Raw genomic sequence first — 18,035 nt, 5'->3', positions numbered from 1 at the left:
AAACATGATGTTTTTGACCGCACTTTATTTTTGTTTATTTTACCGCAATCATTGAACCAAAATTAAAACATTGGAACCATAATTCGACGTGTGAAAATCCGATGTTTTTTAACCGCTCTTTGTGGATGTTAATCGAGTCAGTACGCATGACATTTTCAAGTGCGGTGCGTTTTTGGCTCACTTCAAGCTCACTGTAACCGTTAGCACGTTTGAATTGGTGGTGGAGGTCAATAAGCAACTCATTCACTTTTTCATCTTCAAAACGGAATTTTTCAGAGAGTACCAACACACCGTTTGGGTTTAAACCTTGGTAGATTTTGGTGAGCAAGGCTACACGATCTTCTGGTGGTAAAAATTGCAATGTGAAGTTGAGCACTACCATTGAGGCGTTCTTAATTTCTATTTGACGAATATCATCGCAAAGAATTTCTACGGGGACATCACTATGATAAGCCGCAACGTGCTGACGGCAGCGTTCCACCATTGGCAAAGAATTATCGACACCGATAATTTTCACATTCGGTTGTTTAATATTACGTCGCATAGAAAGAGCTGCCGCACCGCGTGAACAGCCTAAATCATAGACTTGGCTGTCAGCCGTCACAAAACGTTCAGCCAACATACCAATCGCCGTGATAATGTTGGAGTAGCCCGGAATCGAGCGTTGAATCATATCGGGGAAAACTTCCGCCACGCTTTCATCAAAAGTAAAATCGCCCAGTTTTTCGATCGGGGCGGCAAAAATTGTATCTTTCATCATGATTGAATTCTGTTGTTGTATTGAGAGGGCATTTATTTAGATAAAATGCAAAAAACTGCGGTCATTTTAGTGAAAGTTTTTAAAGGATCAAATAAATTTCGCTTTTCAATTTAAAAGGCATGTCTTTTTCCGTATAATCAACGCGTTAATTATCCATTTTTAGAAAAATGAAAGGAATATAGAAATGATGCGTACACATTATTGCGGTGCATTAAACCGCAACCATATTGGACAAGAAGTAACATTAAGCGGTTGGGTTCATCGTCGTCGCGATTTAGGCGGTTTAATTTTTATTGATATGCGTGATCGCGATGGTGTTGTACAAGTTTGTTTTGACCCGAAATATCAAGAAGCATTAACTGCAGCTTCAGGCTTACGTAATGAATTTTGTATTCAAATTAAAGGTGAAGTGATCGCGCGTCCTGATAATCAAGTTAATAAAAATATGGCGACAGGCGAAGTGGAAGTGTTAGCGAAAGAATTACGCATCTACAATGCTTCTGACGTTTTACCATTAGACTTTAACCAAAACAATACTGAAGAACAACGTTTAAAATATCGTTATTTAGATTTACGTCGCCCTGAAATGGCTCAACGTTTGAAAACCCGTGCAAAAATCACCAGCTTTGTGCGTCGTTTTATGGATGACAATGGTTTCCTTGATATTGAAACCCCAATGCTTACCAAAGCCACGCCAGAAGGTGCGCGTGACTATTTAGTGCCAAGCCGTGTGCATAAAGGCAAATTCTATGCGTTGCCGCAATCACCACAGCTTTTCAAACAGCTTTTAATGATGTCTGGTTTTGATCGTTATTATCAAATTGTGAAATGTTTCCGTGATGAAGATTTACGTGCGGATCGTCAGCCTGAATTTACTCAAATCGATGTGGAAACCTCTTTCTTAACTGCGCCAGAAGTTCGCGAAATTATGGAACGTATGGTTCACGGCTTATGGCTTGATACCATTGGTGTAGATTTAGGTAAATTCCCGGTGATGACTTGGCAAGAAGCGATGCGTCGTTTTGGTTCTGATAAGCCGGATTTACGTAACCCATTAGAAATGGTGGATGTAGCTGATATCGTAAAAGACGTTGATTTTAAAGTATTTAATGAGCCAGCAAACAATCCAAATGGCCGTGTGGCAGTCATTCGTGTACCAAATGGTGCAGAAATTACTCGTAAACAAATTGATGAATATACACAATTTGTTGGTATTTATGGTGCGAAAGGTTTGGCTTGGGCGAAAGTAAACGACATCAATGCGGGTCTTGAAGGTGTACAAAGCCCGATTGCGAAATTCTTAAATGAAGATGTATGGAAAGCCTTAGCAGAACGTGTGAATGCACAAACCGGCGATATCTTATTCTTCGGTGCAGACAAATGGCAAACCACGACAGATGCAATGGGCGCATTGCGTTTGAAGTTAGGTCGTGATCTTGGTTTAACTCGTTTAGACGAATGGCAACCGCTTTGGGTGATTGATTTCCCAATGTTCGAACGTGATGAAGAGGGTAATCTTGCAGCAATGCATCACCCATTCACTTCACCAAAAGATTTTAGTCCTGAGCAATTAGAAGCCGATCCGACAAGTGCGGTAGCGAATGCTTACGATATGGTTATCAATGGCTACGAAGTGGGGGGGGGGTCAGTACGTATTTTTGATCCGAAAATGCAACAAACTGTGTTCCGTATTCTTGGTATTGACGAAGAACAACAACGCGAAAAATTCGGTTTCTTATTAGATGCGTTAAAATTCGGTACACCGCCACATGCGGGTTTAGCATTTGGTTTAGACCGTTTAACGATGCTTTTAACTGGAACGGAAAATATCCGCGATGTGATTGCTTTCCCTAAAACTACAGCAGCAGCGTGCTTGATGACAGAAGCACCGAGCTTTGCGAATCCGCAATCGTTGGAAGAGTTGGCAATTTCTGTCGTTAAAGCAGAATAAGTTTGAAATATTAGGAATGAAGTGCGGTCAGATTTGGCCGCATTTTTGCATTTTGGTGAAAAAATTTTATTCACTTAAACATATTACTTTTCTGGTATGAATATGCTTTAATGTCATTTATTTTAAAATTATATTCTGAAAAATATCCATAATTAGATTTTTGTTCTTTTATTTGTCCTTTTTGTTGGGTTTTGTCTACTTTACCCAAGAATAAAATTCTATTATAAATAAGGCCTTTTTCGGTTTATGGTCAATTTATAAGAGAACATTTTATGAGTGAAGTTTCAACTCCAGTAGAAAAATCAACGTGGGCGAGTAAATTCTCTGCCTTAGGCCCTGGAATCGTGATGGCATCAGCAGCTGTTGGCGGTTCACATATTATTGCATCTACCCAAGCGGGGGCGATCTATGGTTGGGAATTAGTGAGTATTGTTATTCTTGCTAACTTATTTAAATATCCTTTCTTCCGTTTCGGTGTTCAATATACCCTAGATACGGGTAATACCTTGTTAGAAGGTTACCGTCAAAAAGGGAAATTCTATCTTTGGTTATTCCTTGCTTTAAACATTTTTGCGACAGTGATTAATACTGCTGCAGTGGGATTATTAACGGCAGCAATTTTAACCTTTATTACGCCAATTCCACTCCCAATGCCAGTATTAAGCTCATTAGTGATTCTTGTAACAACCGGCATTTTATTATTGGGTAAATACCGTTTATTAGATAGTTTGTCGAAAATCATCATGATTGCTTTAACGGTGACAACCGTGAGCGCAGTGGTGATTGCCTTTATGCGTAACGGGATTAATGGTGTAGCCGCACCAGATTTTGTCGCGCCTTCTCCATGGGAATTAAGTAAATTAGCATTTTTAGTTGCTTTAATGGGCTGGATGCCTGCACCAATTGAAATCTCTGCAATTAATTCCATGTGGGTGGTGGCAAAACGTCGTTTAACCAAAGTGTCTTATCAAGATGGTTTGTTTGACTTCAACGTGGGTTACATCGGTACCGCCATTTTAGCTGTTGTTTTCTTAGCCCTTGGCGCATTGGTACAATATGGTTCTCCTGAAACCGTAGAGATGGTGGGCGGAAAATATATTGCGCAACTTATCAATATGTATGCAAGTACTATTGGTGAATGGGCACGTTTATTAATTGCAGTAATCGCATTCATGTGTATGTTTGGTACAACAATCACAGTAATTGATGGTTATTCGCGTACTAATGTTGAATCTTTACGTATTTTATTTGGTAAACAAGAAAGCTCAGTGAGAATTCTTAATATCGGTATGATTTTGGCAGCATTGTCTGGTTTAGCGATTATTTTTTACTTTAATAATGCCGTTGGGCCGATGTTGAAATTCGCAATGATTGCCTCATTTGTTTCAGCACCAATTTTTGCTTGGTTAAATTTATCTCTGACTAAGCATGCGAAACACAGTGTAAAAGGTGGGTTGTTATGGTTATCTCTTATCGGTTTATTCTACTTAACCGCCTTTGCAGGATTATTTATTGTCCAACAAGTTGGCTGGTTAAACTAAATAATTGAGATCATTACCGCCCTTTAGTTTTAAAGTGCGGTAATTTTTTTGAAAGTTTTTAATAGAAAAGGTATGATGCGCCGATTCTCAATCATGTAAATGATAAGTTTGAAATATAAAAATAATCAATCGGTTCTCGTGGTAATTTATGCGAAAAGCTCGAATCGTGTTCTTATGCTTCAACGTCAAGATGATTCCACTTTTTGGCAATCTGTCACAGGTACATTGGAAGCGAATGAAACACCAAGAGCAACGGCGATTCGAGAAGTTTGGGAAGAAGTCGGATTAAAAATAGAAGAAAATTTCACCGCACTTTTTGATTGCAAAGAGAGCATAGAATTTGAAATTTTTCCACATTTCCGATATAAATACGCACCGAGTGTGACTCAATGTCATGAACATTGGTTTTTATTGGCAGTTGAGCAGGAATTTGAACCGATATTAAGTGAGCATTTGGCGTATCAATGGGTTTCACCTGAACAAGCGATCCAAATGACGAAATCTTCTAATAATGCGGAAGCAATTAGAAAATATATTCTTAAAGTTAAATAGAAGGAAAACAACATGGCAGGCCATAGTAAGTGGGCTAATATTAAACACCGCAAAGCAGCACAAGATGCACAACGCGGTAAAATTTTTACTAAATTAATTCGTGAACTTGTTACTGCAGCTAAAATTGGTGGTGGCGATGTGAGTGCTAACCCGCGTTTACGTGCAGCAGTTGATAAAGCGCTTAGCAATAATATGACGCGTGATACTATCAACCGCGCTATTGATCGTGGTGTAGGTGGTGGCGATGACACTAATATGGAAACCAAAATTTATGAAGGTTATGGTCCAGGTGGAACTGCTGTGATGGTTGAGTGTCTAAGTGACAACGCAAACCGTACGATCTCACAAGTTCGCCCAAGTTTCACTAAATGTGGTGGTAATTTAGGGACTGAGGGATCGGTTGGTTATTTGTTTAGTAAAAAAGGTTTAATTCTAATTACTGAAGCAGACGAAGATGCGTTAACTGAAGCGGCAATTGAAGCAGGTGCTGATGATATTCAACCCCAAGATGATGGTTCATTTGAAATTTACACCGCTTGGGAAGATTTAGGTTCGGTGCGTGATGGTATTGAAGCAGCTGGCTTTAAAGTTCAAGAAGCTGAAGTGACAATGATTCCATCAACTACTGTCGATCTTGATCTTGAAACTGCGCCTAAATTGTTGCGTTTAATTGATATGTTAGAAGACTGTGATGATGTACAAAACGTATATCACAACGGTGAAATTAGTGATGAAATTGCAGCTCAGCTGTAATTTTAAGGAGATAATAATGAAATTAGTGAAAGTATTGCCCGTAATGGCTGCGTTTGTTGTATTATCCGCTTGTGCAAGTGAAACAGCAAAAATGGAATCAAAACCAGCCCAAGCTGCAATGCCAACCGTAACAGATAAAACAGTTGTTTATTCTTGTAATAAAAAAACGGTTACGGCAGTTTATCAATTTGAGAATCAGGAAGCCACAGCTGCAATGGTGATGGTTGGTAACAAAGTTATCGCGAAAGATTTTTCTCGTGATACAGCGCAAAAAGATTTTACTTCATTTACTTCAGGCAAATATGTTTGGAACGTAGATAGTGGTTTAACATTAAATAAATTTGATTCTGTAGTGCCTGTAAATCTTTTAGAAAAAGGTGAAAAATCAGACAAAATTCTAGTAAAGAATTGCGATGTTAATGTAAAAGCTACAGTAAAAGCAAACAGATAATAAAAAAATAAAACGGCTAGTGTTAATAGATTAGCCGTTTATTTTTATTCTTATGAGTATTATTTTAGGCATTGATCCTGGTTCTCGTGTGACAGGTTATGGTGTGATTCGTCAAACAGGAAGACATTTGGAATATCTCGGTAGTGGCGCAATTCGTACTCAAGTTGAAGATTTACCAACCCGTTTGAAACGCATTTATGCTGGAGTAACTGAAATCATCACGCAATTTCAACCTGATATGTTTGCAATTGAGCAAGTATTTATGGCGAAGAATGCGGATTCAGCTTTAAAACTCGGGCAGGCTCGTGGTACGGCGATTGTTGCAGCAGTAAATCATGATTTACCTGTTTTTGAATATGCCGCTCGTTTAGTAAAACAAACAGTGGTGGGCATTGGTTCCGCAGATAAAGTACAAGTTCAAGAAATGGTGACTCGTATTTTGAAGTTGTCAGACAAACCTCAAGCCGATGCTGCGGATGCATTGGCTATCGCGATTACACACGCGCATTCTATTCAACATTCTTTACATATTGCCAATTCTGTGAAAATGACAGAAACGCAAGAAAAAATGACCGCACTTTTGAAGACCAGATATAGCCGAGGACGCTTTAGATTAAAAATTTAACTGGATGTTCGTCCAGTTTTATTTTATTCTATGCGCTAAGTTTTTTATCATTCGGAAGAATTATGATTGGTCGCTTACAAGGCATTCTTTTAGAAAAACAACCTCCAGAAATTTTACTTAATGTGCAAGGCGTAGGCTATGAATTGCTTTTGCCTATGACGAGTTTCTATGACTTACCAGAAATTGGTCAAGAAACTACTTTATTCACCCATCTTGTTGTTCGGGAAGATGCTCACTTACTCTTTGGATTTGCCCAGAAAACAGACCGTACTTTATTTCGTGAATTAATTAAAACAAATGGTGTGGGGCCTAAATTAGCCTTAGCGATTTTATCCGCCATGTCTGTCGAACAATTTGCTTATGCGATAGAGAGAGAAGAGCTCTCTAAACTCACTAAAATTCCAGGAGTTGGCAAAAAAACAGCTGAACGTTTGTTAGTTGAGCTCAAAGGTAAATTTAAGGGCGTAAAACAAAGCGATTTCTTTGTAGAAAGTACTCATATTCCGTCAATTCCATCCATTGAATCCCACTCAGAAAGTTCATCTGATGAAGCTATTTCAGCCTTGATTGCCTTAGGTTACAAAGCTGCAGAAGCAGAAAAAATGGTGAAACGGGTTGCTAAGCCAGAATTAACCAGTGAACAAGTTATACGCGAAGCGTTAAAAGCCGCGCTGTAGGTGAGATATGATTGAAGCAGATAGAATTATTAGCGGGCAAGCTAAGATTGATGAAGATGTTATCGACCGCGCTATTCGTCCGAAATTATTAGCAGATTATGTTGGACAGCCACAAGTGCGCGAGCAGATGGATATTTTCATCAAGGCAGCCAAATTACGTCAAGATGCCTTAGATCATTTATTGATTTTTGGCCCTCCAGGTTTGGGAAAAACAACCCTTGCTAATATTGTGGCAAATGAAATGGGCGTGAATATTCGTACGACATCAGGGCCTGTATTGGAAAAAGCGGGAGATTTAGCCGCAATGCTAACCAATCTTGAACCGCATGATGTGTTATTTATTGATGAAATTCATCGACTTTCCCCTGCTATTGAAGAAGTTCTTTATCCGGCAATGGAAGATTATCAATTGGATATTATGATTGGTGAGGGGCCTGCTGCTCGTTCTATTAAATTAGATTTGCCACCTTTTACTTTGGTTGGCGCGACGACTAGAGCGGGCTCTCTGACCTCGCCATTGCGTGATCGTTTTGGTATTGTGCAACGTTTGGAATTCTATTCTGTAGAAGATTTAACATCTATCGTTGCAAGAAGTGCAGGGTGTTTGAATCTCGAATTAGAACAGCAAGCTGCTTTTGAGGTGGCTCGACGTTCACGAGGCACGCCTCGAATTGCAAACCGTTTATTACGACGCGTGCGTGATTATGCTGATGTGCGTAATGGTGGCATCATTTCTGTAGATGTGGCAAAACAAGCGCTTTCAATGCTGGATGTAGACGATGCCGGATTTGATTATTTAGATAGAAAATTATTGTCTGCAGTTATTGAGCGTTTTGACGGCGGGCCAGTAGGGCTGGATAATCTTGCTGCTGCAATTGGTGAAGAACGCGATACTATTGAGGATGTTTTAGAGCCTTATTTGATTCAGCAAGGTTTTTTACAACGTACCCCACGTGGGCGAATTGCTACATCACAGACTTATCGACATTTTGGTTTGCAGAAGTTAACAGATTAAATATTATTTATGAGAGAACGCGTAATAAAGTTGGATGAAACTCCGTTTTTTGTGCTAAATTTCTACTATATATTTTCACAACGATAAATGAAATAGCGGTGGAAAAAAATATTAATATTGTACGAAGAATTTCATTGTGGCTAATATAATCAGAAATTAATGTACTTAATACCAGTGTTAAAAGTGGCACAATATACATTAACAAGGCAGAAAGTAGCATTGATTTTTCTTCTAATCCTATTTCGACAATTTGACCTTCGCGTAATGGCATTAATGTTTCCACATTAAAAATATGCTCGCCACGTTTTCCGTTTAATTCGGAAAGGCTTGATGTTCCACAACTGTTTTTAGCGGCGCATTGGCCACAGGCACTTTGGGATTGGCATTTCACTTTTGCAATGCCATTTTCATAGCTAATAACAACGGCACTTTCTCTTAGCATTGGGATGCTCCCATATAAATATCAAAGCGATGATTTTTCGTTTCACGACTAAAGTGCGGTTGTTTTCCACCAAGAAATTCTGCATAGTCAGGACGCTTAACGACCACACGTTTTTTAGCTAATCGTAGTGCAGGTAAAAGTAATTCATCGGCATCTAAATCAGCCCCGACTAAATGCTGAAATACACGCATTTCTTTTTTTACTAACGCAGATTTTTGTTTATGCGGATACATTGGGTCGAGATAAACCACATCGGCATAATCGCTATTAGGATCAAGTTCATTAATATGCTGAACATTCAGCAAGCGCAAATTTTGTTGCAACATCTCGCCGATTTCCTCATCTTGATAAGCACGATTTAAACCATCTTGCAGAAGTAAAAAAACAACAGGATGACGCTCTACTAAACGAACTTGGCAGCCAATCGACGCCAGCACAAAGGCATCTCGTCCTAGACCTGCTGTGGCATCAATAACGGTTGGCAATTCCGAACCTTTAATCCCTACTGCTTTCGCTACGGCTTCTCCACGTCCACCACCGAACTTACGACGGTGAGCCATTGTGCCGCCTACAAAATCAACATAAACCGACCCAAGTTTAGGTTCATCTAATTTACGAAGCTCTAAACGTTCATCGGTTTGAACAAGCGCAAGTGGGCTTTGTTCATCATGAATAATGTTATGTTCAACACAAAGTGCGGTCAATTCTGCTAATGTTTTTTCTGAAGATTCAGAAATTAGTTGAATACCTACTTGCGAATGAGCCATACGCCGCTTTCCATGTGGTCAGTATAAGGGAACTGGTCAAATAACGCTGCTTTTTCAATACGGTGCGTTTTTGACAGTTCAACAAGATTATCGCACAGCGTATGTGGATTACAGGAAATATACAAAATGCGATCGTAATTTTGTACAAGTTTCACTGTATCAGGATCAAGCCCAGAGCGAGGAGGATCAACAAAAATGGTATTGCATTCGTAAGCTTTCAAATCAATCTCTTTCAAGCGGTTAAAGGCTCGAACCCCATTCATAGCCTGCGTAAATTCTTCTGCTGACATACGGATAATTTGTAAATTATCGACTTTATTTTCAGCAATATTAAATTGTGCGGCGGCTACGGAAGGCTTTGCAATTTCTGTTGCTAAAACCTTACGAAAATTTTGTGCAAGTGCGATAGAAAAATTACCGTTTCCGCAGTAAAGCTCTAATAAATCACCTTCACTATTTTGAGTGCAATCAATTGCCCATTCAAGCATTTTGCAGTTTACCGTTGCATTTGGCTGGGTAAAACTGTTCTCGACTTGACGATAAATATAATTTCTGCCATTCACAGGTAAAACTTCATCCACATAATCTTGATCTAAGCAGATTTTTTGTTTGCTGGCACGTCCGATAAGCTGCACATCAAAGCCAAGTGCGGTCAATTTTTCTTTCAAATTTTTTGCTGCACTTTCCCATTCTTCAGTAAGTGGTTTGTGATACAACAGGCTCACGATGATTTTGTTGCTCAGGGTGCTGAGATAATCAATTTGGAACAGTTTTTTGTGTAATACATCTTGCGTTTTTAATAAAGGCAACAGGGTTTGCATCATGCGATTAATGAGTTCGCTTGCGATAGGGAATTCATCAATGCGATAACGTTGTTTGGTCGCCTGATCAAACATAATGTGGTAAAAATCATCTTGCTCGTGCCAAATACGAAACTCCGCACGCATGCGATAATGACTTGTTGGAGAGTCAAAAACTTGAATATCAGGCGCATTAAAAGTGCGCAAAAGTACGGTCAGTTTTTCGTATTTTTTTTGCAGGAGTTCGGTGTATTGAGAAATCGGTAATTGCATAGAAATTAGTATTCATAGGGCGTATGAAGATGAATCGTTCATACAAAGATAGGAGAATAAAGTTATCAGCCGTGAATTACGCCTGATTTAACAAGCTATTCAAAAACAAAAGGCAGACTTCCGCCTGCCTTATTTAACATATCTTATTCGCCGGAATAATCTTCACCGCCAGAGGCAGCCTCACTCACATCACCAGATAAGGTGTAAACACGTTTTTTAGTGTTAATACGAGTACGATATTTATTCCAAGTTTTTTCAAAGAAAGTCTCTGCTGCGCGCTCACCACGGCAAAACGCGACGAAATCTTTTTCTTCTTTAGTCGCTGGCTCACGTTCCCCTAAGTCCAATGTTTTGAACGCTTGGCCATATTGCTCAAGCACCTGTGATTCTTTGATTGTGTAATCACCGTGACGGGAAAAACCACGTGGGTAGTTTTTGTCGTCAAAGAAACGACGCGTTACGCTAAAACTTGCAGCCATAATATTCTCTCTTCTTTCATTAATATTTACAAAATAGGGCAGGCATTAAACCAATTTTTCGTTATTTTTGCAATAAACCTTTTACGGTTTGCACATAATCTTTCACGAAATCATCGTAATTTAAACCTTCAGGGTTTACGCGGAATTTACCATTGACATAAAAATCAGGTACGCCATGCACTTTAAATTGTTCTGCTGCATTTACTTGTTTATTAACTAAACCATTTACTGCAAAACTATTAATGCCACCATCAAATTGCTCGGCAGTTACACCATTTGATAAGAAAATAGCTCGAATATCATCCATTGATTTCAAGGCATCCTTTTGAGCCGCTTCAAATAATGGTGCCTTTACTTTGCTTTCAGCACCTAATGCCATTGCTAACGCCCAAGCACGAGTTAAGTTTTCAGACTGGCGACCTAAGAAATTCACATGATATTGTTTAAATTTCACGTCTTTTGGTAAAGCATCTGCGACTTGTTGTGGAATTTTGTATTCCATTTCAAAGGCGTAACAATGCGGACAGTAGAATGAGAAAAATTCAATCACTTCTTTTTGCTGTGAAGCCTGTTGACTCACTTGAACATATTGTTTGCCTTCTTGTAAATCTGCAGCAAAACTATTTACAGACATAAGCGCGCTGATACCTAAACCTAACGCAAGTAATACTTTTTTCATTTGCTTTCCTTCTTATTTAATGATACCGCGAGCACGGAGCAATGCGGTTTTAAAATCTTCTTCGTAATCTTTTTTGAGACCAGGAATTGGCTCATGTTTATCTGTACCATCCATTTTTAACTGATAAATAATCACTTCATCAGTTAATTCATTTAATGGCTTTTGGAAACCTGATTCATCGGCAATTTTTTGCAAAATTTCCATTAAGCTCAAGTCTGGGTCTTTAGACCAATAAGGCTGTAAAAGTTCCAAAACTTCATTTAAACGTTTACATTTCATTGCTATTTCCTTTTTAATCGTAAAAAATAGGCAAATGATACTTGAAATAACGATAGATTAAAATATGACAATCACAATAAGCGCGGTAATTTTGGCTGGTGGCAAAGCACGCAGAATGGGTGGGCAAGATAAGGGATTACAGATTTTAGGTAAACAATCTTTAATTCAACATGTTATTCATCGCTTGCAACCACAAGTTCATGATATTTCGATTAATGCTAACCGAAGTCAAACAGAATATGCGAAATTTGGCTTTCTTGTTTTTTCCGATGAACTACCCGATTTTCAAGGTCCATTGAGCGGCATGCTAACAGCCCTAGAAAAGACAAAAAGTGACTTTGTCCTTTTTACACCTTGCGATACGCCTTTTTTCCCTATGAATCTTTTAGATAAACTCAAAAGTGCGGTTAAAAATGACCGCACTTTAATTGCTTATGCTTGCGATGAAGAACGTGAACACCCCGTTTTTTGTTTGATATCTGTTCAGCTAAAAGAAAAATTACGACACTATTTAGCATCGGGTGAACGACGTCTTTTACAGTTTATGAAAGAAAATGATGGAATTTCAGTAAAATTTACGAAAGAAGAAGGGCATTTCGAGAATTTTAATACATTGGATGATTTAGATTCTTATAGTTCGGATGATTTTAAAGAGGGCTAATAATGAAAAATATAAAGCATTTTGCACAGCGTTACGTTGATTGGGTCATTCGTTTAGGACGAATTCGTTTTTCTTTATTAGGCGTAACGATTTTGGCTATTTTTGCACTATGTACCCAAATTTTATTTAGTTTTTTTATTGTGCATACTATCTCTTGGGGCGATATTATTCGATCAGTTACATTTGGATTGCTCACTGCACCTTTTGTGATTTATTTTTTTACGTTGCTTGTTGAAAGATTGGAACGTTCACGTTTAGAGCTATCTTGTTCTGTTAATCGATTAGAAAAGGAAGTGAATGAGCGAATCATTGCTCAGCAAAAACTTTCCGATGCGCTAGAAAAATTAGAAAAACATAATAGAGATAAAAGCACTTTACTTGCTACTATTAGTCATGAGTTGCGTACACCATTAAATGGTATTGTGGGTTTAAGCCAAATTTTACTTGATGATAAATTAGATGATAAACAACGCAATTATTTGAAAACGATCAACATAAGTGCGGTAAGCTTAGGGTATATTTTTAGTGATATTATTGATTTAGAGAAAATTGATGCAAGCCGGATAGAGTTAAATCTACAACCAACAGATTTTCCTGCATTATTGAATGATATTTATAATTTCGCTAGTTTTTTAGCAAAGCAAAAACATCTTACCTTTCATTTGATTACAGAGCCAGGTTTACCTAATTATTTAACCTTAGATCGTGTTCGTTTAAGCCAAATTTTATGGAATTTAATTAGTAATGCGGTGAAATTTACTGATCATGGGGAAATTACATTAAAAGTAAGTCGGGAGAAAGATTATTATTATTTTAATGTGATTGATACAGGAATGGGGATCGCACCAAAAGAGCAGTCTCGTATTTTTGAACTTTATTACCAAGTAAAAGAGAGTCGTCAGCAAAGTGCGGGCAGTGGTATTGGGTTAGCAATATCTAAAAATCTTGCTAGATTGATGCAGGGGGATTTGAGAGTTGAAAGTGAATTAGGAAAGGGATCAACATTCTATTTATCTATTCAGGCAGAAGAAACGCAAATTAACACAATTAATCATCAAGTTATTCCTCATTTACATATTCTTTTAGTTGAAGATGTTGAACTCAATGTTATTGTTGCAAAAACAATTTTAGAGAAGTTGGGGCATCGGGTAGATGTGGCGATAAATGGTCAGCAAGCCATCGCGCTATTTGAAAAAAACTCCTATGATTTACTATTGCTTGATATTAAATTGCCAGATATGACGGGGTTTGATATTGCGCAATATTTACGAAAAAATTATGAAGAAGGGATTTATGATTTTTTACCACCGATGATCGCATTCACGGCTAATGTGATGCATAGTGAGAAAGACTATCTTGAAATGGGGATGGATGGCGTATTGCGTAAACCTATTTTAATTAAAGACTTACAGCATTGTCTGCAATACTTTTTCTCAGATGAATCTCATCCTATTGTAAAAATACAAGAAAATGATAATACAGAAGTATTTGATTTGGATCTCATTGAAACTTTAGGTAAAGCACAAGTTTTGGCTAATTTAGATATTTTTAAACAAGTAATGCCCACCTATTTGTCTAAACTATCAGTTAATAATTTAAAAGAAACGGAATCCTTTGCTCATAAAATTAAAGGAGCCACAGCATCGGTAGGACTCATTCAATTACATAAGTTGGCTGAAGATTTAGAAAAGGCAGCTCAGGTTTCTAATAAGATTATTATTGAGAAATGGATTGAATTAATGAATAAGAACTGGAAAGATGAGGTGAATAGTTTAATTCAATTTTTAAATTATAAACGTTAACTTCAATTTTAATTTTTGAAAACATCTAAAATATTTCTCATTTATTAGATTTTTTCTTTGTTATTGCTGTTTTTTTGTTGAGTCGATTAAAAATTATCGAAATTATACCTTGAATTCATATAATTAGATTTTTACTTTTTGAGGGTGTTTTATGGAGTTTGAATTTTCTAAAATTTTGGAACAAGCATTAAGTTGGATTGTTTCACACATTGATGCTCCTTTATGGGATATCACTATTATTATTTTATTAGGTACCGGATTGTTTTTTACTATAACAACTGGATTTGTACAGTTTCGCCTTTTCCCAGCAAGCATTCGAGAAATGTGGTTTGGTAGAGCAACCGAGGGGAATTCTCTTACACCATTTCAAGCCTTTGCTACAGGATTAGCTAGCCGTGTAGGAGTAGGCAATATTGGTGGGGTAGCAACGGCTATTGCATTGGGTGGAGAAGGTGCTGTATTCTGGATGTGGGTGACTGCATTTATTGGTATGTCAAGTGCTTTTGCTGAATCAACCTTGGCACAATTATTTAAAGTTCAAGATAAAGATGGATCATTTCGCGGTGGCCCCGCATACTACATTATTCAAGGATTACAATCACGTTGCATGGCAGTCTCATTTGCCGTGGCATTAATTTTTACCTTTGGTTTTGCATTTAATTCTGTTCAGGCTAATTCTATTGTTGAAGCAACTCAAAATGCTTGGAATTGGCAAGGTGAATACGTTGGTCTTGCATTAGTGATTTTAACTGCGCTTATTATTTTTGGTGGAATTAAGCGTATTGCAGTAATTTCAAGTAGCTTAGTCCCAATGATGGCACTTTTTTATCTCATTATGGCAGTGATTATTTTGGGAATGCATACAGAAATGATTCCTCGTGTTTTAAGTAATATTATTAAAAGTGCATTTAATTTTGATGCTGCAGCAGGAGGCATGTTTGGAGCATTAGTGTCAAAAGCTATGATGATGGGGATTAAACGTGGGTTATTTTCGAACGAAGCAGGAATGGGATCGGCACCAAATGCTGCAGCCGCAGCCCATGTAAAACACCCAGTTAGTCAAGGATTAGTTCAAATGCTGGGAGTGTTTGTTGATACCATGATTGTTTGTACTTGTACGGCAATTATTATTTTGCTTTCCAATAATTATGGTAATGAAACACTAAAAAGTATTTCTCTTACGCAAACTGCATTACAATATCATGTCGGTGAATTTGGCGTGCATTTTCTTGCTTTTATTTTATTGTTATTTGCTTATTCTTCCATTATTGGGAACTATGCCTATGCGGAGAGTAATATTCGTTTTATTAAGAATAAACCTTGGTTTATTTTTTTATTCCGATTAATGGTGCTATTTTTTGTTTATTTTGGTGCAGTACGATCAGGAAATGTTGTTTGGAGTTTTGCGGATACTGTGATGGCGGTTATGGCTATTATTAATTTAGTGGCTATTTTAATGCTTTCTCCTATTGTATGGAAATTAATGAAAGACTATCAACGCCAACTTAGATCTGGAAAAACACCTGAATTTAATATCAGTGATTATCCAGAGTTAAGTAAGAGAGTATTAGATTATCGTATTTGGAAGTAAATATTTAAATGGCTACTCAATTAGGTAGCCATTTTTATTGTAAAAGATCTTATTTAGCACTAGAATGCACGCCCTCAATTCGTAGTTCGCAAACCTCCTACATAAAAAAACTAGGTAAAATATGAATATTTCCAATCCAAATTATAATCGTAAAGCGATTGTTATCTTTTCTGGTGGGCAAGACTCCACTACCTGTTTGTTTCAAGCTATTGCTGAATATGGCAAAGAAAATGTTGAAACTATTACATTTCAGTATGGACAACGTCATTCAATTGAATTAGAAAAAGCAAAATGGATTGTACAAGATTTAGGTGTGAAACAAACATTTATTGATACTTCTGTTATTAAAGCCATCACTCACAATGCTTTAATGGATGAGAACGTGCATATTGAACAAAAAGACAATAAATTACCCAATACTTTTGTTGACGGCCGTAACGCATTGTTTTTGCTTTATGCTGCAATTTATGCCAAGGGACAGGGTATTCAGGATATTATTACCGGTGTTTGTGAAACGGATTTTAGTGGTTATCCCGATTGTCGAGACGTGTTTATAAAGTCTATGAATGTCACATTAAATCTTGCAATGGATTATCAATTTAACATCAAAACGCCATTAATGTATCTCACCAAAGCACAGACTTGGCAACTTGCTGATGAGTTAGGAGTGCTAGACTATGTGCGTAACTATACTCATACTTGTTATGAAGGTGTAGATGGAGGATGTAGTCAATGCCCAAGTTGTATTTTACGCGATAAAGGTCTGAAGGAGTATTTGGCTCAGAAAGGTGGAAAAAATGTTTAAAATATCCAAAGAATTTAGCTTTGATATGGCACATTTATTAGATGGGCATGACGGGAAATGTCAAAATTTACATGGGCACACATATAAATTACAAGTTGAAATTTCGGGTGATTTATATGAGTCTGGTGCAAAAAAAGCAATGGTTATTGATTTTTCAGATCTAAAGTCTATTGTGAAAAAAACTATTTTAGATCCGATGGATCATGCATTCATTTATGATCAAACCAGTGAGCGAGAAAGCCAAATTGCCGCGCTATTGCAAAAGTTAAACTCAAAAACGTTTGGTGTTCCTTTTAGAACGACGGCAGAAGAAATGGCTCGTTTTATTTTTAATCGTTTAAAACATGATGAACAACTGGCTATATCAGCCATTCGTTTATGGGAAACCCCAACTTCGTTTTGTGAGTATCAGGAGTAAGTGTCGGTGGAAAAATATCATAATTTTGAACCGCACTTTAATATAGTTGAGATTTTTGAAAGTCTACAAGGAGAAGGGTTCAATACGGGAATGCCAAGTATTTTTGTACGATTTGGTAAATGTAATCTGGACTGTCCTTGGTGTGATACACCTTATAATGATTTTAAACGCTGGTCTGTATCACAGATTTTGGAAAAAGTGCGGTCCTTTCCATCAAAGAATATTATCATCACTGGTGGTGAGCCAACAATTGTGCCAAAAATTGAATATTTACTTGAGCAATTTAAAGCAGATGGCTATTTTCTTGCAATTGAAACTAATGGTCTAAAGACAGTTCCTGCTCAAATAGATTATATTGCGACGAGTCCTAAGAGCCTTTATGCGCATAAGTATGAAAAGCGCTGTATTCCATTTGCAAATGAAGTACGTATTGTCATGGATGGTAATATATCATCATTTTGTGAATTGATTGAGAAAAAAATAAAAGCAGAGAATTACTATCTTTCACCTTGTGAAATTGCGGGGGAAATGAATTTACTTGAGACTATCACTTTACTTGGTCAGTTGAATCAACGCCCAAATAAACCTAAATGGCAGCTAAGTTTACAAACACATAAATTGATTGGTATTGAGTAATAGAAAGAAATATTATTTTTTTATTGATCGATATATAATTTAGTATATAATGATTCCTGTTTTAGGATAGTAATCATA

21 protein-coding genes and 1 riboswitch are annotated in these 18,035 nt (G+C 37.3%); of the genes, 14 read left to right on the top strand and 7 right to left on the bottom strand.

The genetic code is table 11. The annotated features are described in order from the left end of the window. Window positions 1–34 precede the first annotated feature (34 nt). The gene (cmoA, locus tag A9501_RS06845; protein WP_049381649.1) at window positions 35–760 is read right to left on the bottom strand and encodes a carboxy-S-adenosyl-L-methionine synthase CmoA; all 726 of its coding nucleotides are present in this window, start codon (window positions 758–760) and stop codon (window positions 35–37) included. A 184-nt stretch (window positions 761–944) separates the two neighbouring features. Here cmoA and aspS point away from each other — a divergent pair, with 184 nt between their 5' ends. From aspS to ruvB, 8 genes are all read left to right on the top strand, one after another. Beyond that, complete coding sequence (aspS, locus tag A9501_RS06840) at window positions 945–2,711, top strand: aspartate--tRNA ligase (RefSeq protein WP_065265348.1); 1,767 nt, start codon at window positions 945–947, stop codon at window positions 2,709–2,711. Between the two features lie 272 nt (window positions 2,712–2,983). Next, the gene (locus A9501_RS06835) at window positions 2,984–4,252 is read left to right on the top strand and encodes an NRAMP family divalent metal transporter (protein ID WP_065265347.1); all 1,269 of its coding nucleotides are present in this window, start codon (window positions 2,984–2,986) and stop codon (window positions 4,250–4,252) included. Window positions 4,253–4,351: 99 nt separating this feature from the next. Next, window positions 4,352–4,804, top strand: a complete 453-nt coding sequence (gene nudB, locus A9501_RS06830) for a dihydroneopterin triphosphate diphosphatase (RefSeq protein WP_065265346.1) — start codon at window positions 4,352–4,354, stop codon at window positions 4,802–4,804. Between the two features lie 12 nt (window positions 4,805–4,816). Next, window positions 4,817–5,557, top strand: a complete 741-nt coding sequence (locus tag A9501_RS06825) for a YebC/PmpR family DNA-binding transcriptional regulator (RefSeq protein WP_048952842.1) — start codon at window positions 4,817–4,819, stop codon at window positions 5,555–5,557. Window positions 5,558–5,573: 16 nt separating this feature from the next. Next, entirely contained in the window at window positions 5,574–6,008 is a 435-nt protein-coding gene (locus tag A9501_RS06820) for a hypothetical protein (RefSeq protein WP_065265345.1), read from the top strand. 52 nt (window positions 6,009–6,060) lie between these two features. Then, window positions 6,061–6,633 (top strand): crossover junction endodeoxyribonuclease RuvC, encoded by a 573-nt coding sequence (gene ruvC / locus A9501_RS06815; protein WP_005628536.1) that lies wholly within the window; start codon window positions 6,061–6,063, stop codon window positions 6,631–6,633. 62 nt (window positions 6,634–6,695) lie between these two features. After that, window positions 6,696–7,310: a Holliday junction branch migration protein RuvA gene (gene ruvA, locus A9501_RS06810; RefSeq protein WP_065265344.1), complete on the top strand. Its 615-nt coding sequence runs from the start codon at window positions 6,696–6,698 to the stop codon at window positions 7,308–7,310. 7 nt (window positions 7,311–7,317) lie between these two features. Then, window positions 7,318–8,325: a Holliday junction branch migration DNA helicase RuvB gene (gene ruvB / locus A9501_RS06805; RefSeq protein ID WP_065265343.1), complete on the top strand. Its 1,008-nt coding sequence runs from the start codon at window positions 7,318–7,320 to the stop codon at window positions 8,323–8,325. Between the two features lie 7 nt (window positions 8,326–8,332). On the opposite strand, the gene A9501_RS06800 is transcribed toward ruvB, so the two are convergent. From A9501_RS06800 to A9501_RS06775, 6 genes are all read right to left on the bottom strand, one after another. Then, window positions 8,333–8,767, bottom strand: coding sequence for a SoxR reducing system RseC family protein (locus A9501_RS06800; RefSeq protein WP_048952846.1), 435 nt, complete (start codon window positions 8,765–8,767; stop codon window positions 8,333–8,335). Continuing rightward, a complete protein-coding gene (locus tag A9501_RS06795) occupies window positions 8,761–9,534 on the bottom strand; it encodes a class I SAM-dependent methyltransferase (RefSeq protein ID WP_065265342.1) in 774 nt (257 codons plus the stop codon). The genes A9501_RS06800 and A9501_RS06795 overlap by 7 nt, the downstream gene beginning before the upstream one ends. Further along, window positions 9,516–10,607: a tRNA (uridine(54)-C5)-methyltransferase TrmA gene (gene trmA, locus A9501_RS06790; RefSeq protein ID WP_065265341.1), complete on the bottom strand. Its 1,092-nt coding sequence runs from the start codon at window positions 10,605–10,607 to the stop codon at window positions 9,516–9,518. Before trmA ends, A9501_RS06795 begins: the two co-directional genes overlap by 19 nt. Before the next feature lie 143 nt (window positions 10,608–10,750). Continuing rightward, window positions 10,751–11,086, bottom strand: coding sequence for a DUF413 domain-containing protein (locus A9501_RS06785; protein WP_065265340.1), 336 nt, complete (start codon window positions 11,084–11,086; stop codon window positions 10,751–10,753). 61 nt (window positions 11,087–11,147) lie between these two features. Then, the gene (dsbA, locus tag A9501_RS06780; RefSeq protein ID WP_065265339.1) at window positions 11,148–11,765 is read right to left on the bottom strand and encodes a thiol:disulfide interchange protein DsbA; all 618 of its coding nucleotides are present in this window, start codon (window positions 11,763–11,765) and stop codon (window positions 11,148–11,150) included. A gap of 12 nt (window positions 11,766–11,777) precedes the next feature. Next, window positions 11,778–12,044: a YihD family protein gene (locus A9501_RS06775; protein ID WP_065265338.1), complete on the bottom strand. Its 267-nt coding sequence runs from the start codon at window positions 12,042–12,044 to the stop codon at window positions 11,778–11,780. A 64-nt stretch (window positions 12,045–12,108) separates the two neighbouring features. Here A9501_RS06775 and mobA point away from each other — a divergent pair, with 64 nt between their 5' ends. The 6 genes from mobA (at window position 12,109) to A9501_RS06745 (ending at window position 17,957) form a co-directional block, all read left to right on the top strand. Beyond that, window positions 12,109–12,705 carry a molybdenum cofactor guanylyltransferase MobA gene (gene mobA / locus A9501_RS06770; protein ID WP_065265337.1) on the top strand — a complete coding sequence of 199 codons (597 nt, stop codon included), beginning with the start codon at window positions 12,109–12,111 and terminating at the stop codon, window positions 12,703–12,705. A 2-nt stretch (window positions 12,706–12,707) separates the two neighbouring features. Beyond that, window positions 12,708–14,507: an ATP-binding protein gene (locus A9501_RS06765; RefSeq protein ID WP_065265336.1), complete on the top strand. Its 1,800-nt coding sequence runs from the start codon at window positions 12,708–12,710 to the stop codon at window positions 14,505–14,507. A gap of 151 nt (window positions 14,508–14,658) precedes the next feature. Beyond that, window positions 14,659–16,098 (top strand): alanine/glycine:cation symporter family protein, encoded by a 1,440-nt coding sequence (locus tag A9501_RS06760; protein ID WP_065265335.1) that lies wholly within the window; start codon window positions 14,659–14,661, stop codon window positions 16,096–16,098. Window positions 16,099–16,173: 75 nt separating this feature from the next. After that, window positions 16,174–16,218: riboswitch (PreQ1 riboswitch) on the top strand. A 1-nt stretch (window position 16,219) separates the two neighbouring features. After that, window positions 16,220–16,903, top strand: coding sequence for a 7-cyano-7-deazaguanine synthase QueC (gene queC, locus A9501_RS06755; protein WP_065265334.1), 684 nt, complete (start codon window positions 16,220–16,222; stop codon window positions 16,901–16,903). Next, a complete protein-coding gene (gene queD / locus A9501_RS06750; RefSeq protein WP_048952854.1) occupies window positions 16,896–17,321 on the top strand; it encodes a 6-carboxytetrahydropterin synthase QueD in 426 nt (141 codons plus the stop codon). The genes queC and queD overlap by 8 nt, the downstream gene beginning before the upstream one ends. Then, window positions 17,322–17,957 (top strand): 7-carboxy-7-deazaguanine synthase QueE, encoded by a 636-nt coding sequence (locus A9501_RS06745; protein WP_048952855.1) that lies wholly within the window; start codon window positions 17,322–17,324, stop codon window positions 17,955–17,957. Window positions 17,958–18,035 lie beyond the last annotated feature (78 nt).

Source organism: Haemophilus sp. CCUG 66565 (assembly GCF_001679495.1).
In the GTDB taxonomy this organism is placed as follows: Bacteria; Pseudomonadota; Gammaproteobacteria; order Enterobacterales; family Pasteurellaceae; genus Haemophilus; species Haemophilus haemolyticus_K.
The sequence above is the reverse complement of the archived record's forward strand: the minus strand, read 5'-3'. Positions and strand labels throughout refer to the sequence as shown.

What these genes read in the sequence shown, in the direction of transcription:
- cmoA (WP_049381649.1), bottom strand. Translation starts at nt 760, where the DNA reads ATGATGAAAGATACAATTTTTGCCGCCCCGATCGAAAAACTGGGCGAT.
- aspS (WP_065265348.1), top strand. Translation starts at nt 945, where the DNA reads ATGATGCGTACACATTATTGCGGTGCATTAAACCGCAACCATATTGGA.
- A9501_RS06835 (WP_065265347.1), top strand. Translation starts at nt 2,984, where the DNA reads ATGAGTGAAGTTTCAACTCCAGTAGAAAAATCAACGTGGGCGAGTAAA.
- nudB (WP_065265346.1), top strand. Translation starts at nt 4,352, where the DNA reads ATGATAAGTTTGAAATATAAAAATAATCAATCGGTTCTCGTGGTAATT.
- A9501_RS06825 (WP_048952842.1), top strand. Translation starts at nt 4,817, where the DNA reads ATGGCAGGCCATAGTAAGTGGGCTAATATTAAACACCGCAAAGCAGCA.
- A9501_RS06820 (WP_065265345.1), top strand. Translation starts at nt 5,574, where the DNA reads ATGAAATTAGTGAAAGTATTGCCCGTAATGGCTGCGTTTGTTGTATTA.
- ruvC (WP_005628536.1), top strand. Translation starts at nt 6,061, where the DNA reads ATGAGTATTATTTTAGGCATTGATCCTGGTTCTCGTGTGACAGGTTAT.
- ruvA (WP_065265344.1), top strand. Translation starts at nt 6,696, where the DNA reads ATGATTGGTCGCTTACAAGGCATTCTTTTAGAAAAACAACCTCCAGAA.
- ruvB (WP_065265343.1), top strand. Translation starts at nt 7,318, where the DNA reads ATGATTGAAGCAGATAGAATTATTAGCGGGCAAGCTAAGATTGATGAA.
- A9501_RS06800 (WP_048952846.1), bottom strand. Translation starts at nt 8,767, where the DNA reads ATGCTAAGAGAAAGTGCCGTTGTTATTAGCTATGAAAATGGCATTGCA.
- A9501_RS06795 (WP_065265342.1), bottom strand. Translation starts at nt 9,534, where the DNA reads ATGGCTCATTCGCAAGTAGGTATTCAACTAATTTCTGAATCTTCAGAA.
- trmA (WP_065265341.1), bottom strand. Translation starts at nt 10,607, where the DNA reads ATGCAATTACCGATTTCTCAATACACCGAACTCCTGCAAAAAAAATAC.
- A9501_RS06785 (WP_065265340.1), bottom strand. Translation starts at nt 11,086, where the DNA reads ATGGCTGCAAGTTTTAGCGTAACGCGTCGTTTCTTTGACGACAAAAAC.
- dsbA (WP_065265339.1), bottom strand. Translation starts at nt 11,765, where the DNA reads ATGAAAAAAGTATTACTTGCGTTAGGTTTAGGTATCAGCGCGCTTATG.
- A9501_RS06775 (WP_065265338.1), bottom strand. Translation starts at nt 12,044, where the DNA reads ATGAAATGTAAACGTTTAAATGAAGTTTTGGAACTTTTACAGCCTTAT.
- mobA (WP_065265337.1), top strand. Translation starts at nt 12,109, where the DNA reads ATGACAATCACAATAAGCGCGGTAATTTTGGCTGGTGGCAAAGCACGC.
- A9501_RS06765 (WP_065265336.1), top strand. Translation starts at nt 12,708, where the DNA reads ATGAAAAATATAAAGCATTTTGCACAGCGTTACGTTGATTGGGTCATT.
- A9501_RS06760 (WP_065265335.1), top strand. Translation starts at nt 14,659, where the DNA reads ATGGAGTTTGAATTTTCTAAAATTTTGGAACAAGCATTAAGTTGGATT.
- queC (WP_065265334.1), top strand. Translation starts at nt 16,220, where the DNA reads ATGAATATTTCCAATCCAAATTATAATCGTAAAGCGATTGTTATCTTT.
- queD (WP_048952854.1), top strand. Translation starts at nt 16,896, where the DNA reads ATGTTTAAAATATCCAAAGAATTTAGCTTTGATATGGCACATTTATTA.